Annotated in this window: 17 protein-coding genes; 6 read left to right on the forward strand and 11 right to left on the reverse strand. The window is 56.6% G+C overall.

Annotation, left to right across the window (positions count from 1 at the left end):
• Window positions 1–24 precede the first annotated feature (24 nt).
• The 11 genes from EH164_RS11630 to EH164_RS11680 form a co-directional block, all read right to left on the reverse strand.
• Window positions 25–1,581: a PP2C family serine/threonine-protein phosphatase gene (locus EH164_RS11630; protein WP_124968335.1), complete on the reverse strand. Its 1,557-nt coding sequence runs from the start codon at window positions 1,579–1,581 to the stop codon at window positions 25–27.
• Window positions 1,581–2,621, reverse strand: a complete 1,041-nt coding sequence (locus EH164_RS11635; RefSeq protein WP_164483617.1) for a TerY-C metal binding domain-containing protein — start codon at window positions 2,619–2,621, stop codon at window positions 1,581–1,583. The genes EH164_RS11630 and EH164_RS11635 overlap by 1 nt, the downstream gene beginning before the upstream one ends.
• An 87-nt stretch (window positions 2,622–2,708) precedes the next feature.
• A complete protein-coding gene (locus EH164_RS11640; RefSeq protein ID WP_042716801.1) occupies window positions 2,709–3,347 on the reverse strand; it encodes a VWA domain-containing protein in 639 nt (212 codons plus the stop codon).
• Window positions 3,347–3,988: a TerD family protein gene (locus EH164_RS11645; protein ID WP_124968336.1), complete on the reverse strand. Its 642-nt coding sequence runs from the start codon at window positions 3,986–3,988 to the stop codon at window positions 3,347–3,349. The genes EH164_RS11640 and EH164_RS11645 overlap by 1 nt, the downstream gene beginning before the upstream one ends.
• Before the next feature lie 21 nt (window positions 3,989–4,009).
• Complete coding sequence (locus tag EH164_RS11650; protein ID WP_023478652.1) at window positions 4,010–4,648, reverse strand: VWA domain-containing protein; 639 nt, start codon at window positions 4,646–4,648, stop codon at window positions 4,010–4,012.
• Window positions 4,649–4,941: 293 nt separating this feature from the next.
• On the reverse strand, window positions 4,942–5,415 hold the full coding sequence (locus tag EH164_RS11655) for a hypothetical protein (protein WP_042716798.1): 474 nt from the start codon (window positions 5,413–5,415) through the stop codon (window positions 4,942–4,944).
• Window positions 5,416–5,570: 155 nt separating this feature from the next.
• A complete protein-coding gene (locus tag EH164_RS11660; RefSeq protein WP_076769845.1) occupies window positions 5,571–6,527 on the reverse strand; it encodes an HpcH/HpaI aldolase/citrate lyase family protein in 957 nt (318 codons plus the stop codon).
• Entirely contained in the window at window positions 6,527–7,606 is a 1,080-nt protein-coding gene (locus EH164_RS11665) for a cysteine protease StiP family protein (protein WP_124968337.1), read from the reverse strand. The genes EH164_RS11660 and EH164_RS11665 overlap by 1 nt, the downstream gene beginning before the upstream one ends.
• Window position 7,607: 1 nt before the next feature.
• Window positions 7,608–8,381, reverse strand: coding sequence for a hypothetical protein (locus tag EH164_RS11670; RefSeq protein WP_054804158.1), 774 nt, complete (start codon window positions 8,379–8,381; stop codon window positions 7,608–7,610).
• Window positions 8,374–9,516 (reverse strand): phosphoribosyltransferase domain-containing protein, encoded by a 1,143-nt coding sequence (locus EH164_RS11675; protein ID WP_124968338.1) that lies wholly within the window; start codon window positions 9,514–9,516, stop codon window positions 8,374–8,376. Before EH164_RS11675 ends, EH164_RS11670 begins: the two co-directional genes overlap by 8 nt.
• Before the next feature lie 9 nt (window positions 9,517–9,525).
• Entirely contained in the window at window positions 9,526–10,584 is a 1,059-nt protein-coding gene (locus tag EH164_RS11680) for an ATP-grasp domain-containing protein (protein ID WP_124968339.1), read from the reverse strand.
• A gap of 320 nt (window positions 10,585–10,904) precedes the next feature.
• Between EH164_RS11680 and EH164_RS11685 the strand changes: the two genes are divergently transcribed.
• The 6 genes from EH164_RS11685 to EH164_RS11710 are packed head-to-tail and all read left to right on the forward strand — an operon-like array spanning window position 10,905 to window position 15,457.
• Window positions 10,905–11,486, forward strand: coding sequence for a TerD family protein (locus EH164_RS11685; RefSeq protein ID WP_124968340.1), 582 nt, complete (start codon window positions 10,905–10,907; stop codon window positions 11,484–11,486).
• Complete coding sequence (locus EH164_RS11690) at window positions 11,486–12,658, forward strand: TerD family protein (RefSeq protein WP_124968341.1); 1,173 nt, start codon at window positions 11,486–11,488, stop codon at window positions 12,656–12,658. Before EH164_RS11685 ends, EH164_RS11690 begins: the two co-directional genes overlap by 1 nt.
• Window positions 12,659–12,680: 22 nt before the next feature.
• Window positions 12,681–13,136: a tellurite resistance TerB family protein gene (locus EH164_RS11695; RefSeq protein WP_124968342.1), complete on the forward strand. Its 456-nt coding sequence runs from the start codon at window positions 12,681–12,683 to the stop codon at window positions 13,134–13,136.
• A 22-nt stretch (window positions 13,137–13,158) separates the two neighbouring features.
• Complete coding sequence (gene terC, locus EH164_RS11700; protein WP_124968343.1) at window positions 13,159–14,199, forward strand: tellurium resistance membrane protein TerC; 1,041 nt, start codon at window positions 13,159–13,161, stop codon at window positions 14,197–14,199.
• Between the two features lie 48 nt (window positions 14,200–14,247).
• The gene (gene terD / locus EH164_RS11705; protein ID WP_000116676.1) at window positions 14,248–14,826 is read left to right on the forward strand and encodes a tellurium resistance membrane protein TerD; all 579 of its coding nucleotides are present in this window, start codon (window positions 14,248–14,250) and stop codon (window positions 14,824–14,826) included.
• Window positions 14,827–14,881: 55 nt separating this feature from the next.
• A complete protein-coding gene (locus tag EH164_RS11710) occupies window positions 14,882–15,457 on the forward strand; it encodes a TerD family protein (protein ID WP_023478842.1) in 576 nt (191 codons plus the stop codon).
• The last annotated feature ends 21 nt before the right edge of the window (window positions 15,458–15,478 follow it).

The following is a 15,478-nucleotide window of genomic DNA, read 5'->3' on the forward strand; positions in this document are numbered from 1 at the left end:
TCAGTCACCCGTAACGCGTGTCAGTCACCATGCCAGCACAAGGGTGCGGTCATCATGGTTGCCTGGGGAGAAAAAGTTGAGCCACTCGGCGAGACGTTCCGGTGCCTGTCCGGCATCCGCAAGCAGGGGTGAAAGCTCGTTGACCAGTTGCGTCCACTTCTCGTCGCTGCGCAGGCCATTATCCGTTTCAAAGCGGGGATCGGAGACGCCATCGGTCATCAGGATAAGATGCGAGACATCCTGCCACTTGCCGACGCTGATACGCCCGGAGAAGGCGGGATCGGCAATGATGGACGCATCGAGGAAGCGCGTCTGCCCGGCATACTCGCCGCTGTCAGGATTGCCCAACACGCGCACTTTGCCCGAGGGACTGTAAGCGGCAATTGCGCCGTCGCCCAGCCAGAACGAGGCGGCAAACAGCTGCTCGCCGAGCCGCAGTGAGACGGTTGCCAGCAGCGTGGTGGAGTAGGTTTTGACCGGCTGCTCCGCGCGAATAGCCTCATTCGAGATGCTGTTAACCGCAAGAGTTGCCGCCTGCTTAAAGTGGTGCAGCATCGCGTTAATGGTGTTTTGCTGCTCCTCTGTGCCCCAGCGCGCGATCTGCTGCTTTAACTCCGCGCCTCGCGGCCCGCGTAGCTGGCTGAAGAGATACTCCCCGGCCACTTCAGCGGCAATTCGCGACCCTTCGCGGGAGTTTGCCGCGCTGCCGGCGCCATCGGCCACCAGCATCACGCTCCAGCCCGTCTCTTCGCTGTGATTGAGGTAGAAGTCATCATCGCGGAAACTGCCCGCATGCTCATGAGAGCGCCCGCGGCGGCTCGCCCCGGCGATCCTCACGCCATCACGCACAATCCCTTCATGTTCGACATGCGCTTTCGGGTAGGGGGCATCCGCTGGTGGCTCAATAATTTTCCACAGGCTGCGCGGATCGGGGTTCACCACAAACAGCAGCGGCGTTTCACCGCTTTCGTGCGAGGCGCAGGACCAGCGCACCAGCATCTCGATATCGCCGCTCTGTGTCGGTACGCCGTTCAGTACCTGCTGCGCCTTGTCGAAATGAAGCCCGCACGCGTCAGGGATCACCACATCATTAATGGTTGCCGTCTGCCCATCATCAAGGGTGATCGCCAGCGGCGCACAAAAGGCTTCGCCTGCGCGGGCATTCGGCACGCTGATGCGCGCGCAGGGCGCTGGACGCGGTCTCGGCGTTTCAGCGGATCGCGCTGGCGGCACCTGGCCTGGTTTCAACACCGGCGGCGTTGGCTCAAGGGTCGCTTTTGCCGGGGTCTCAAATTCGTAATAGGGCATTAACTTCCACAACTCCGGGCGCGGTGCGGGTTGCTCAGCGTTGGGTTCTGTTACCACGTCGTCTGCTGATTCGATCGCTTCAGCGCGCTCCTCAGCCTGCGGTGTTGTGGCCTTACCCTCGACGGCCGCGAGCTGGTTTTCCAGTTCGGTTAATAACGCGTCAAGTTTGTCCCGCAGCGCAGGCTCCCCGGATAACGCGTCTAACTCTTCGTCGCCGACCTGATGACCGCGCGAGTGCAGAATAAAGCCGATAATCTCTTTTTTAACGCTCATTAGCCTCGTCCTCTGCTGACGTCAAAATCGGAATCTCCGCCGTTATCTCTGAAGGAGAGCACTCTTTCGCACCAGGGGCAGACCACCTCATCAGGCCCATCGATGCAGAGCAGTTTGCCGCAGGCGCACATGGCAAACGCGCTGGCGTTGCCGCAGTGCGGGCAGCCCGGCACGCCGTGCAGATCGCGGGTGTTTACCTGCACGTTATAGGTCGAGGCATCAGACCAGTCGAAATACTCTTCATCGATAGGGTAGCAACCGGCAATATTGAAGTTGTTCAGGTTAAGCCGGAAATCGAGACCGGAGACGTTGACCGGCGGGCGCTCATATTTCATCAGATAGGGGCGGCGGGTTTTGCTGCAGCGCCCGGTGAGCGTCACGCAGTTCTCATCATAGGCGCGGACAACATCCTCTTTCGCCAGCCGGACGATATACTCCGTCTGGTTGAGTTCGGGCGGTTTCTCTTCGCCCACGCTGCGGCTATGGGCGGTGACGGAGGCGGTGATCCACTTAATAAAGCGGGTAAAGTCACCTTCGCGGGATTCGGTAAACAGCATCACATTTTCCGTCAGCTGCCTGAGGATATTGAGATCCGCCGAGGGGCCAAGACCGACCGCGATAAGGTTAACTTTGCGAGCATAGTGCTCTTTCCAGCGTTTGATCTCCGCGCTGGGATCATCCGTCGGGCGGCCATCGGTCAGCAGGTAGACCACCGGTTTCCAGTCCCCTTTAATCTCATGGGTGGTGACCCTCACCTGAGTGTCGATCTGCACGCTCAGCTCCCGCAGCGCGGCACCAAGGTGGGTGCCGCCGCCAATCGGCAGGCGCGGCGGATAAAACGAGGCGATCTCATGGAGCGGAACAATGGTGCGCGCAATGCCTGCAAAGGCGATGACCGAGACCCAGGCGGTCTCCAGCGCATGGGGATCCTTTCTTAAATCACTGACGATCATTTGCAGACCATCGTTCATTTTTTTCAGGTTTTCACCAATCATGGACTCTGAGCAGTCCAGGACAAAAAATACCGGAAGGCGTCTCATGTCTTATCCTCGTGAGGGCCGTGTAACGCGAACAAAAGGGGAGTGACAGAGAGGCGCAGCACGGCAGCGCGTTGCCTCTGCTGTTCCTTACAGCACCAGCTGGATCTCCGGCGGTGGCGGCGGAAGGTTATCCGAGTCGTTATTCACGCCCGCGCTGGAGCTGCCCGATGAGACGCTCGCCGAGACCCATTTAAAGAAGCCCGCGAAGGCCGTTGAGTCGAGGGTTTCGAGCGACACTACTTTATCTGTCAGCTGTTTGAGGTGCTCGTGGCCCGCTTTCGGGCCAACCGCGCAGGCGATGATCGAGCCAAATGCGCGGCTGCGAATCGCTTTCACTGCTTCGCCATAAGCGAAGGCATCAGAGGGCGTGCCGTCAGTCATCAGGAAGACCAGCGGCCGCCAGTCACCTTTCTGGTCGCCATCGGCGCGACGCACATCCCGGTCGACGCACTCAATCAGGCACTCCAGCGCCGCACCGGTAAAGGTGGCTCCCGCGCTTGGCACCACAATGTCGGCGAACTGGAAATCCTCCAGCGGCGTCAGGGGAATAAACTCACGCGCCGCATTATCGAAGGTGATGATGGAGATATGGACGCTTTCAAGGGCGTAGGGATCCTGACGAAGGGCGCTCAGCATCGCCTGGATACCGACGTTAACGGCGTGAATCGACTCGCCGCGCATCGAGCCGGAGGTGTCGATCACCAGGTAAACGGGTAAGCGGCGCATCACATATAGTTCCTCAGGTGGGCGACAAAGGAGTCTGAAGGCGACGGCTCGCCGATGGCATTCAGCTTCCAGCCGGTCGGTTCACGCACCAGCTCGGCAAAGACCATTGAGCGCTGGTGAGCAAAGTTCGGTCCGCCGGAGAGATCGAAGCGCGCCATCTCAACGTTACGGGCATCAACGGCACGGATAAACGCGTTCTGCACTTTACCGAAGTGCTGCTGCAATTTTTCCCCGTTATAGATCTGCACAATAAAGACGATTTTTTCATATCTGGCGTCCAGGGCATTCAGCTTGACGATGATCTGCTCATCGTCGCCGTCACCCGCGCCGGTGCGGTTATCGCCCGTCAGCCAGATATCGCCCGATTTGTGGCGCAGGCTGTTGAAAAAGATAATATCGCCATCGACCAGCGTCGGTTTGCCATTCTCCACTTTGCCGAGATCGGTCACCTTTCCTGCGGCGTTACAGAGGAAGGCGATCACATCGAGGTCATACTCCTCCTCTTTCTTACCAAACAGCCCGCCCAGTAAGCCTTTCTTCTCTTCGTTGATATCCCAACCCAGACCAATGGTGACGGAGGAGAGATCGTGCTCATTTTTCTTCAGGCTCACGCCCTGGCCTTTGCTCAGACTGACAGACATAACGTCCCCTTAATCGATGAGTTATAAAACGACATTCACTTCCGGCGGCGGTGGCGGCAGATCATCGAGGCCAATCACCTCTTTTTTGCTGGATTCCACTTTCTGGCTGCCTACCGAGATGCTGGCGCTGACCCATTTGAAGAACGCTTTGATGGATGAGCTATCGGCGGTATCAAGCTGCAGCACCACTTCGGTGATCTCTTTCAGCACGCTGGTGTCCGCATCATGACCCGCTGCGCAGGCCACCACGACGCCGGTGCGCGCCGATTTAAAATCCTGCAACCCTTTGCGCCAGTCGTCGGTCGGGGAACCGTCGGTCATCAGAAACACCAGCGGTCGCCAGTCACCTTTGGTATCTGCGGTGGTTTTCTGCACTTCACTGCTGATGGCGCTGGCGGCAAGCGAGAGCGCTTCACCAAGGGAGGTTGTGCCGCTGGCGGCAAGGGTCGGTAACTGGAAGCTCAGCAGATCGGTCAGCGGAACGGCCTGGCGTGCCGATGAGTCAAAGGTGATCACCGAAACATAGGCGGTTTCCAGGGCATAGGGATCTTGCTTGAGGGTAGTGAGGAGTGTCTGCACGCCGTTTTTGACGGCTTCGATCGGTTCGCCATGCATCGAACCAGAGGTATCAAGCAACAGATAAACGGGTAGTCTTCGCATTATCTAATCCTGTTAGAGGTATGAAAGGTTTGTATCCAGCAATAGCAGAGAAAGCCGGGAGAGACTGTGAATTGCAGCGAAGCGCAGGAAAAAAAAGAGAGCCTTAAATGAAATTAGCGCTTTTTCAACAACTACATAGCGTTATGCCGCGCGGCCTCTGCGAAGTTTAGTCCGCATTCAGCGTGGCGACCATGTGCAATGCGTGTCAAGACGCCAACTTTTATAGGCATCAACAGGGAAAGATAAGAAGAGGGGCAAAACGTGGCGCCCGGCCTGCTGCCGGGGCACGGGAGTTAACGCGCGAGCTTTTTGGCGTTGAACTCTTTAATCAGGTCGTCGACGGCGCGTTCGGCCAGCTTTTCCACGGCTTCACTGCGCGTCGTACCGCTGAGATTCGCCAGGCGGTCGATTTTGCGCAAGATGCGCATACGCAGCGAGAGCGAAACGGCGGTTTTTTTATCTTTATCGAGATAAACTCTGCCGCCCGATTCGCTGGTTTTCAGCTCGGCGTGCGCCGCGAGCGCTTCATTCATACGACGCAAGGTCTTCTTATCCAGATGCCCCGGATTAACAAGGTGGTAAGAGTGCGCCGCCTTGCTGTACTTGATCTCCGCGGAGTAGGACTCACGCAGCTCCTTCAGCGCCCGGGTAAGCGTCGGCTCCGAACACTCGAGGCTGGTGATAATATCGGCCGCAGCGACGGGTTTACCGGAACCCAGTAAATTGGCGAGCTTAAAAATCCGTTCCTGTCTGGTGTTTAATTGCATCGTTAGGTTTAGCCTGCCTCAAAGGTAGTGGATCAAGTGCGTTCAAACGTCTGACATTAACGTTGCGCTATTCTTCTCTCAGTTCGCTTCCCTGAACAAAATGGCCATCAATGCTAGCAGGCCGATCCTCAATATGAGCTAAATCACGCGCGCCCTTATTGATGCTGAGTCGCGGGAAGCAGCCTGATGCCATCTGCGCTTTGCTCATTCACCAGACCATACACCTGCGCGCGTTCGAGAATCCCGACGGCCCAGCGACGGTGCGTCGCCGGTTCGCACATCGACCCCTGGGATTTAAACACCGCCTGGGTCGAGTTGAGAATGCGCAGGGCGTCGGAGTGCTCGCCCTGAGTGACCATCAACGCTCGCTCAATGACTGCAATCTGCCGCGGGTGGATCGCCGTTTTACCGACCAGACCATGCGCCATATCCAGCGCCAGCTCGCGTGCCATCACATCATGATCGTCAATGTGTTCGCAAACGGGCGCGGTCAGCGCGAAATCACGCGGTGCAAATACCGACACCAGCATTTTGATCACGTACCCCATCGGGCTGTCGTAGAGCGTCAGATCGCGCGGACGACGCAGGGAGACCACGTTCATCAGATCGTTGCCACCGATGCGCAGCGCAATAATCCGGCTGTGACAGGGGTGGGCGAGCAGGGCGATAGCCAGCTCGCGCATCTGAACAACGTCAAACACCTCTTCGGTTTCGAGAGTAGGCATCATGCAGAGGTGCGTATTGCCCATGATCTCCCACCACTGCGGCAGTGCGCTGAGGGTGAATTTCGGCAGCACAAACCCGTCAACGGCAGAGAGAGCGAGGTGCTCCGTCAGCCATTTCCCCATCTCAGGGTGGCGCGGGCGAATGAACACCAGCGGCCAGTCACCATTGCCGCCAGCCTGTTTGGCAGCGTTGAGGGTGTGTAACAGCTGCGCAAGGTTGGCAAGGGCATCCGGCATATCCGCTTCGCTGACCGCGTCTTCCAGACAGATCACCAGCGAGCGCAGGCCGGGGATCTTCCCGTCGAGGATCGCCCCGGCAATATCGTTACGTGTGGCGGGCATGTAGAGCGTCGCGCCCAGATGCCAGGGGGAGAGGCGTGTAGTCATCAGAGTACCTTCTTGATTATCGTGACGGCCCGGTACTGCCCGAGCTGCTCGCCCATCTCAGTAACGGCAATGCCTTTTTCGCGCGCCAGCCCGACGAGCAGGGCAACGTCCGGATCGTCTGTTGCACGCACAAAGACGTGATCGGGTACGCGGCGCAGCACCGCGCGGGTCGCCTCCGCAATCCCGGGTTTGATACGGTTGACGCTGTCGACGTTAAACTGCTCAGCGAGATCGGCGATCACCTCGCGGCTCTTTTGCCATAACGCCTGCGCGGCATCCAGATCCCAGTGCAGGGCAGGGAGGGTCGCGGGTTGCAGCGTTTTACGAAACTGCGCAACGGTATCGACCAGCATGCGGCTGCACTCATATTCACGCAGATGATCACAGACCACACAGCCGTGTAGCCCCTCTTCAGTCCACACCGAACGGGAGATAAGACCCGATACCGGCGCGCCCATAATACCAAAGGGGATCAGCCAGTCGTCGTCGCTCGCCGCCAGCCATGAACAGCCGCAGGGATCGGCCAGCACCACCAGACGGGGCTGGGGCGGATAACCCTCGCGTCCTTTGAGGGTGCGGATCAGCTCCCCGGTGATGGCGCCTTTACCTGTCCAGCCATCGACAAACACAATGCCGCGCGTGCCGTGCTGACGCTCGATAATCTTCAGCGCTTCACTGTCGATACCACGGTCACGAATGATACTGATGCCGTAGTGAAAAGAGCTTTTGCCCATATCGCGCAGTGCCTGGTGCAGCATCACGCCGAGCGGGACGCCCGCGCGAACAAGGCTGACCAGAATAACCGGTTCGTCGGCAAAACGCGCCGCCAGTTCGCGGGCAAGCTGCGTAACCTCTCTGGCAAGCCGTTCGGCACCGCTGTCGAGCGCCCGCTTAAACAGATCGAGGTGCCACGGTGTTGGTGCCGGCTCCTGGCTGAGCATGTCGGAGTAGTGCTTTTTGCCTGACTGGATCAACGCCTCTTTTTGATCGACCGGGGTCATCTCCATCTCAACCGGCTGAAGCAGGAACTCTACGTCGCCGGGTAAGTAGGAACCGGAAAATCTCGCTTGTGGCTGCATGTTAACCCTCATTAAAAATGCGCTGCGCAATGGCGTCGGCAAACTGGCTCTGACGCGGCATCCCAAACCAGCTGCAGAGCTGCATAAAACGGTGATCGCTCAGGCTGTCGCCGAGACCCAGCACCGGGAAAATGCCGCGCTCGGCGCGCAGCTTCTCCAGCAACCAGCTCACGGCCAGCCCCTTCTCGACGGGCTGCGGAAGCCAGGCGACATTGTTACTGTTGCGGTGAATGTAGAAACCGTCGGTCGGGAACTGCTGCTCGATCTCATCGGCGATGGCATTCAGCTCGTCAAGGCGCGTGCTGTCCCGGTGTTTCATCACCATATAGATCGGCGTGCCATCATACTCATAATTGAGTCTCGCCCAGGCGTTGATGCCCTTCGCCTCCATCATTTCGGTGATAAGGCGCTGCATGGTGACGAGTCTCTCCCCATAGGCAGACAATTTATCGAGCATATGGGCTTTCCACGCCTCATCGGGCTTGCCCTCTGGTGTCAGGATCACCGCCCCATGAGTAGTAATGGCCCAGGAGCGGAAGGGGATCTGCACGCGGCTAATCTCTTCCGTTCCCCTGGCGGTAACCGGAATAAGCTCGGCCTGCTCCAGCAGCCAGTCGACTAACATCGCCTGCTCTTCGGTCATAAAACTGCGTGGCGACAGCGAGCGGTCCACGGCACCGGTGCGAAAAGGCTCCAGCGCCAGCTCATCGACCATTTTGCGGCGCGTCTGGAACAGGGTGTCATCAAGATCGCTCAATACGACTGGCTTATTCATAGGTAACAACCTCAACAACAGGGGCAACATCCGCCAGCGCCTTCAGCAACAGGGGATCGATACTTTCAGCCGCCGTCTCGGTGCAGAGCAGCACGCGGTCAAACCGCTGGTGGCCGACGTTATAGACAAAATTGGCAATGCCGAGACCATAATTGTCGGTAAAGGAGATGACCGACTCGATGGCAAAGCCGAGCGCAATGGGGGAGCGGGTCGTGGAGCTGTAAAAGGCCTGCGCGCCGGCGTTTTCAAGACGCTCGGCCAGCAGGAACGGCTCCCAGACAAACTCACCGCTGCCGAGAACCAGCACGCGCTCACCCGGCGCAACGCGAATCTCGCGCCCCAGATCGGCGGCTGGCGCGATCATCCCGAGACGGCCCCAGCTCTGTTTGCCGGTGATCTCCCACGTGCCGCGGGAGGTGACATTCACGGCGGGCATGACCGGTACAGGCGCATCGGGAAACGGTGTCCAGCTCCATTCGCCGCTGACAAGGGAGACCGCCGTGACCGGCAGCGGGCAGCGCGCCGGTAAGGCATTGTTGCTCCAGTCGGTCAGCGTGACGGCAACCACCTGCTCCAGCTGCGGCAGGTGGCCAGTTTCACGGAGCGCCGCCAGCAGGTTAATGAAGGTGTTACCGGTTGTCGCTTCGTCATCAATCATCACCAGCGTGCGCGCGTCGCTCACCCGGCGGCGCTTCTCTGCATCATCCGGCCAGTAGATCAGATGGTCGGTGGCATGGCTGTGCTCCTCTTTAAACTCGCAGAGCAGTTCACCCTCGACAGGGTGGCGGGTCGAAGTGAGATAAACCGAGTCTCTATAGGTATGGCGCAGTTCGTCAAATACGCCAGCGCCAAGACCGACGGCGGTTTCCGCCATGCCGATAAAGAGCACCGGGCCCGGCAGATCGGCCGGGAACTGGAGGGCGAGCTGCCTGTAAGCCTGGCGCATGATGGCAGGCGAGACGGGAATATGGCGGCCGAGCACTTTACTGACAAAGAGAAACGCCCGTTTAGGGTTGCGTCGCTCGGCGATTTCAAACAAGTTTTGCAGCGCGATCTCTCCCTGATTGCGCGTCACCTGGATGACGCCGCAGGAGAGCGTACGGCGATAGAGTGCATCTTCAGGCACTAAAGACATAATCCAGCCTTAGTTCAGTCGGTTAGAGAGGGTCTGCGGATAGAGCAGCACGTCTGTCACCGCTCTCACGGCGACGGGGGAAAAGGCGGATGCTGCACGCCCAATGACCTCATCTTTTGTCAGCAGGCCAAGCTTAAAGGCCGCAAACAGGCCCGGTAAGTTGACGCCGCTATGTTGGGTATAGCCGATGCCGCCGGAAGGGCGCATGTTAATCTCCAGCAACAGCGGCGTTCCCTGACGATCGTTGCGTGTCTGCACGTTAACCAGCCCGTCGGCTTTCATCACGCGGGCACACTCACAGGCCAGTTCGAAGGCGGCACCTTCATTAACCAGATACTGAATCGCGCCCTCTTTTCTGCGACCAACGGCCGCGAGGATTTCGCCGTTGTCGGCAAAAATATCGACGGAGTACTCCGGGCCTGGCAGGTAGGGCATCAATACCAGCGGCTTAAACGACCCTGCGCTGGCGAGCGCGGCAAGATAGTGCTGCGGGTTAACCGTGCGGTTTTCGGGATGGTTAAAGAGATCCATCGCCGATGCGGTGTCATCAAAGCGCCAAAAACCCATGCCATAAATGCCGGTTACCGGTTTTACGCAGACTGGGCTGTCAGAGAAGGGCGGCGAGGCGAGATAAGTTTGCAGATCGCTCACGGAATCAATCCGCCATGAGGGGACGACCGGCAGCGCGTGCTGCTGCATCAGCCCGGCAAATGCGACTTTATCTTCGGCTAATGCGAGCCAATCTGCGCCGGTGGATCCGGTAGTGAGGGTGACGCCGGTGGCCTCAATGGCGGCGCGGTGCTCTTCAAACCACAGGGTGTTGCGGCCAGCGTGGATATGGTGAATGCCGTGTGTCGCCACAATATCGGTAATAAACGCCAGGCGCTCAGAGGCCTCTTGTGGCTCGAGCAGCGCGTGGTCGGCAACGGATAAGATCTCATTGCGCTCATGGCGATGTGAGGCGTACACGGTGAGTTGAAGGTGATGAGCATCGGCGAAGGTTTTAATTCCCTGAATAATATCTTTTTGGGATGACAAACCTTCCATGAGCCAAATTTTGTTATTCATATTTTTTATTACCCGAAAAAGCATGCGCCAGGAGGTGATGGGTGAGTCTAAGAATGTCATCAGAGCATGTCAATCATAATATGATGAGTAAAAGTGGCATCAGAGTGCGCTTTGCTAAAAAAATTATCTGAAAAAATAAATATTATTTTCAGTTACTTAATCATGTAAAACAGGCCAGTTGCAGTACAGGGATTTTGCCTTTTCGCCAAAACCTACCAATATTTACCTTGTCAGAGAACTTCATCATGATATGATTTTTTTTCGTTCGCGATTAGCCTACCTTTGATTGTCATGACCATTACCAATTTAAGGAACAAAGCATGGTTTCATTAACGAAGAACCAGACGGTATCACTCAGCAAACAATCCTCGGCACTCAGTCAGCTTCAGTTTGGTCTCGGTTGGGATCCGATTAAGAAAAAGGGCCTGTTCGGCGGGCTGTTTAGCGGCAGCGACTCTATCGATCTCGATGCGGGCTGCGTATTGATGGACAGCACGGGCAATACCATCGACACCATCTGGTTTCGCAAACTGACCTCCAGCTGCGGTTCCGTCGTTCATAGCGGTGACAACCTCACCGGGGAAGGCGATGGCGATGATGAGGTCATCACCGTTAATCTCACCCGGTTACCTGCCAACGTTGAATACCTTGCCTTTACAGTAAACAGCTTCCGTGGCCAGACGTTCAATGACGTTGAAAATGCTTTCTGCCGCGTGGTCGATCAGTCTGGCAAAGAGCTTGCGCGCTACAAACTGACCGAGCAGGGCTCCCACACCGGTATTGTGATCTCCTCGCTGCGCCGTAACGGCGGTAACTGGGACTTTACGGCCCACGGTCACGCCTGCCGCGGTCGTACCATTGACGATATGCATACTGATATCGTCGCAACGGTCGTACGCTAATGAACCTGACGCCGGGGGGCAATGCCCCCGTTCCAGCACAGGAGCTTCGGGTTCGCGTCACCTCTGGCGGCGCGGTTGATGCCTCAGCGTTTCGCCTCTATGCCAGCGGTAAAGTGCAGGGCGATGCAGATATGGTCTTCTACGGCCAGCCGCGTAACGACGATGGCTCAATCAGCCTCGCCAGCGAAGGCCAGTATTCAACCTTTACTGTGGCCCTTAACCGCCTGAAGCCTGAGGTACAGAAGGTCGCTTTTACCGTGACCTGTGACGGCGGGCAGACGGTTGCCGGGCTGCGCACGCTGACTATCGATGTAGAGCAGGGCACAACCAGCCTGGTGAGCGGCGTTGTCGATGTCAACGGCCGTCAGGAAGCCGCGCTGATCCTGGGCGAATTCTATCGCCGTAACGATGAGTGGAAATTCCGCTTTGTCGCGCAGGGTTTTAACGGCGGCCTGAAACCGCTGGCGGAGCATTTCGGTGTCAACATCGCCGACGATCCTGCGCCAGCGCCAGTTTCGCCGCCACCCGCGCCGCCTGTAGCGCCTCCGCCACCGCCGAAAGAGAGCAAAATCAGCCTGAGCAAAGTGTCGCTCACCAAAGAGAAACCGGCGATCAGCCTGACCAAACGGGATAACTTTGGTGAGATCCGCATTAACCTCAACTGGCACCGTGGCAACGGAAAATCGGGCCTGGCGGGTATTTTCGGCGCGAAGGGCATCGATCTCGATCTCGGCGCGTTTGTTGAGTTGCAGGATGGCTATAAGTCGGTTATCCAGGCGCTCGGTAACGCCTTCGGGAACTATCAGGGCGAGCCGTACGTTCAGCTGCAGGGCGACGATCGTACCGGTGAAGTGTCGGATGGCGAGTGGTTACACATTAATGGTCGTGAATGGAAACAGATCCGTGAAGTCCTGATCTACGCTTTTATCTACCAGGGCGTGCCGAGCTGGGATAAGACGGATGGTGTTGTCACGATCCATATGCCGGACCAACCACCCATTGAGACGCGTCTTACCGAAGGTGAGAACCGCCGCACACTGTGCGCTATCGCCAGGCTGGTAAACGAAAACGGTGCAATCAAAGTCGAGCGAATTAACCAGTACTTCAAAGGCCAGGACGAGATGGACCGGGCATTTGGCTGGGGGTTTCGCTGGAGTGCCGGCTCTAAATAACACAGCAATAAAGGACACTACTATGAGTTTTTTTGACAAAGTAAAAGGCGCCATCAACTCCAGTCGTGATGAACTGACCCGACAGGTTGGCCGTTTCAAAAACAAAAAATTTATGCAGGGCACCGTGGCGGTCTGCGCGCGGATCGCCGTCTCCAGCGACGGCGTAAGCTCTGAAGAGAAGCAGAAGATGATGGGCTTTCTGCGCTCTTCTGAAGAACTGAAAGTCTTCGATACCAATGAGGTGATCGATTTCTTTAATAAACTGGTCTCGAGCTTTGATTTCGATATCGAAATCGGTAAAGGCGAAACCATGAAATACATCCTGGCGTTAAAAGATCAACCGGAAGCAGCGCAGCTGGCTCTGCGTGTTGGTATTGCCGTTGCGAAAAGTGACGGCAACTTTGACCAGGATGAGAAAACTGCCGTGCGCGAAATTGCTCTCGCGCTGGGCTTCGACCCGGCTGAATTTGGCCTCTGATCTGCATCCCTAAGGGTAAATTATGGTTTCAACACACATCGGTTTTCCGACTGAAACAGTTATTGTTTTTATCGCGCTCTCAGTCGGTGCCATCTTTATTGACTTGTTTATGCACCGTGACGACAAGCCAATATCCCTGAAGAGTGCCGCGCTCTGGTCGCTCTTCTGGGTTGCGGTTGCGATGGCATTTGCCGGTTTCCTCTATATTCATCACGGCGCGGAAGTCGCCAGCCTGTTTGTGACCGGTTACGCGCTGGAGAAAGTGCTCTCCGTCGATAACCTGTTCGTAATGATGGCCATCTTCTCCTGGTTCGCCGTGCCGGATCGTTATCGTCACCGCGTGCTTTACTGGGGCGTAATTGGTGCCATCGTGTTCAGGGGTATTTTCGTTGCGATTGGTACCAGCCTGCTGAGCCTTGGTCCATACGTTGAAGTGGTTTTCGCCATTATTGTGGCCTGGACTGCGGTGATGATGCTGAAAAGCGGCGACGACGATGATGAAATCGAGGACTACTCCCAGCATCTGGCGTACCGCATGGTGAAACGCTTCTTCCCAATCTGGCCAAAGCTGAAGGGTCATGCCTTCCTGCTTAATCAGAAAGAAGTGGATGCGGAACTGGCAAAACCAGAAAACAGTGATGTGACCATCGGTCGCGGTAAGAAAGCCGCCCTGTATGCGACGCCGCTGTTCCTGTGTGTGGCCGTCGTTGAACTTTCGGATGTTATGTTTGCATTCGATTCTGTCCCGGCCATTATTGCTGTTAGCCGTGAACCGCTGATTGTTTATAGCGCCATGATGTTTGCTATCCTCGGCCTGCGTACGCTCTACTTCGTTCTCGAAGCGCTGAAGCAGTACCTGGTTCATCTGGAGAAGGCGGTTATCGTTCTGCTGTTCTTTATCGCAGTGAAGCTTGGCCTCAATGCCACCGACCACATCTGGCACCATGGCTACAGCATTTCGGCGACGACCAGCCTGTATGTTGTACTGGGTGTGTTGGCGCTGGGCATTATCGCCAGCGTGATGTTCCCGGCGAAACCCGATTCAGAGGAAAAGGGGAGTTAATCCCCTCACGCATTACGCTTAATTCACAACTATTTGAGAGGTTATTTTATGAGTGTTTCTCTTTCCAAAGGTGGGAACGTATCCCTGAGTAAAGCCGCGCCGTCAATGAAAAATGTCCTGGTGGGCCTTGGCTGGGATGCGCGCTCGACTGATGGTCAGGACTTTGATCTGGATGCGTCAGCTTTTCTGCTGGCCGCTAACGGCAAAGTGCGCGGTGACGCCGATTTCATTTTTTATAACAACTTAACCTCTTCTGACGGCTCCGTAACCCATACCGGTGATAACCGCACCGGTGAGGGCGACGGTGATGATGAATCGCTGAAAATTAAACTGGATGCGGTGCCGTCTGACGTCGACAAAATCATCTTCGTGGTGACAATCCATGACGCGCAGGCGCGTCGCCAGAGTTTCGGCCAGGTTTCCGGCGCGTTCATTCGCCTGGTTAATGATGATAACCAGACTGAAGTGGCTCGCTACGATCTGACCGAAGATGCCTCAACCGAAACCGCGATGCTGTTTGGTGAACTCTATCGCCACAATGGCGAGTGGAAATTCCGCGCGGTCGGCCAGGGTTATGCTGGTGGTCTGGCATCCGTTTGTGCTCAGTACGGCATCAACGCATCTTGATCTCATACATGGGCTGACTATTCAGCCCAAACATAACTGTTAGCAGGAGCTAAAAATGGCAGTCTCTCTCGTTAAAGGCGGTAACGTATCTCTGACTAAAGAAGCACCTACCATGAATATCGCCATGGTCGGTCTGGGTTGGGATGCACGTGTAACTGACGGCCAGGGTTTCGACCTGGACGCCTCCGTATTCGCAGTTGGTGATGACGGTAAAGTGTTGTCAGACGCCCATTTCATTTTCTTCAACAACAAAACCAGCCCTGACGGCGCCATCGAGCACCAGGGTGACAACCGTACCGGCGAAGGCGACGGCGATGATGAGCAGGTCAAAATCGATCTGACCAAAGTCTCTGCTGACATCAAAAAACTGGTGTTCGCGGTAACCATCTATGAAGCCGAAGCGCGTAAGCAGAACTTCGGTATGGTGAGCAACAGCTTCATGCGCGTTTACAACAACGACAACGGCACTGAAATTGCTCGCTTCGATCTCTCTGAAGATGCGTCCACTGAAACTGCGATGATCTTCGGCGAGCTCTATCGCCACGGCGCAGAGTGGAAATTCAAAGCCGTTGGGCAGGGCTTCGCGGGCGGTCTGGCTGCGCTTGCTTCCCAACACGGCGTTAATATCTAAGCGATATAAAAATATAAAACC

The organism is Kosakonia sp. CCTCC M2018092 (genome assembly GCF_003864115.1).
Taxonomy (GTDB): domain Bacteria; phylum Pseudomonadota; class Gammaproteobacteria; order Enterobacterales; family Enterobacteriaceae; genus Kosakonia; species Kosakonia cowanii.

Coding starts and splice junctions, on each gene's coding strand:
- EH164_RS11710 (WP_023478842.1), top strand. CDS start 14,882: ATGGCAGTCTCTCTCGTTAAAGGCGGTAACGTATCTCTGACTAAAGAA.
- EH164_RS11640 (WP_042716801.1), bottom strand. CDS start 3,347: ATGCGCCGCTTACCCGTTTACCTGGTGATCGACACCTCCGGCTCGATG.
- EH164_RS11685 (WP_124968340.1), top strand. CDS start 10,905: ATGGTTTCATTAACGAAGAACCAGACGGTATCACTCAGCAAACAATCC.
- EH164_RS11680 (WP_124968339.1), bottom strand. CDS start 10,584: ATGAATAACAAAATTTGGCTCATGGAAGGTTTGTCATCCCAAAAAGAT.
- EH164_RS11650 (WP_023478652.1), bottom strand. CDS start 4,648: ATGCGAAGACTACCCGTTTATCTGTTGCTTGATACCTCTGGTTCGATG.
- EH164_RS11645 (WP_124968336.1), bottom strand. CDS start 3,988: ATGTCTGTCAGTCTGAGCAAAGGCCAGGGCGTGAGCCTGAAGAAAAAT.
- EH164_RS11630 (WP_124968335.1), bottom strand. CDS start 1,581: ATGAGCGTTAAAAAAGAGATTATCGGCTTTATTCTGCACTCGCGCGGT.
- EH164_RS11660 (WP_076769845.1), bottom strand. CDS start 6,527: ATGACTACACGCCTCTCCCCCTGGCATCTGGGCGCGACGCTCTACATG.
- EH164_RS11665 (WP_124968337.1), bottom strand. CDS start 7,606: ATGCAGCCACAAGCGAGATTTTCCGGTTCCTACTTACCCGGCGACGTA.
- EH164_RS11695 (WP_124968342.1), top strand. CDS start 12,681: ATGAGTTTTTTTGACAAAGTAAAAGGCGCCATCAACTCCAGTCGTGAT.
- terD (WP_000116676.1), top strand. CDS start 14,248: ATGAGTGTTTCTCTTTCCAAAGGTGGGAACGTATCCCTGAGTAAAGCC.
- EH164_RS11670 (WP_054804158.1), bottom strand. CDS start 8,381: ATGAATAAGCCAGTCGTATTGAGCGATCTTGATGACACCCTGTTCCAG.
- EH164_RS11675 (WP_124968338.1), bottom strand. CDS start 9,516: ATGTCTTTAGTGCCTGAAGATGCACTCTATCGCCGTACGCTCTCCTGC.
- terC (WP_124968343.1), top strand. CDS start 13,159: ATGGTTTCAACACACATCGGTTTTCCGACTGAAACAGTTATTGTTTTT.
- EH164_RS11635 (WP_164483617.1), bottom strand. CDS start 2,621: ATGAGACGCCTTCCGGTATTTTTTGTCCTGGACTGCTCAGAGTCCATG.
- EH164_RS11655 (WP_042716798.1), bottom strand. CDS start 5,415: ATGCAATTAAACACCAGACAGGAACGGATTTTTAAGCTCGCCAATTTA.
- EH164_RS11690 (WP_124968341.1), top strand. CDS start 11,486: ATGAACCTGACGCCGGGGGGCAATGCCCCCGTTCCAGCACAGGAGCTT.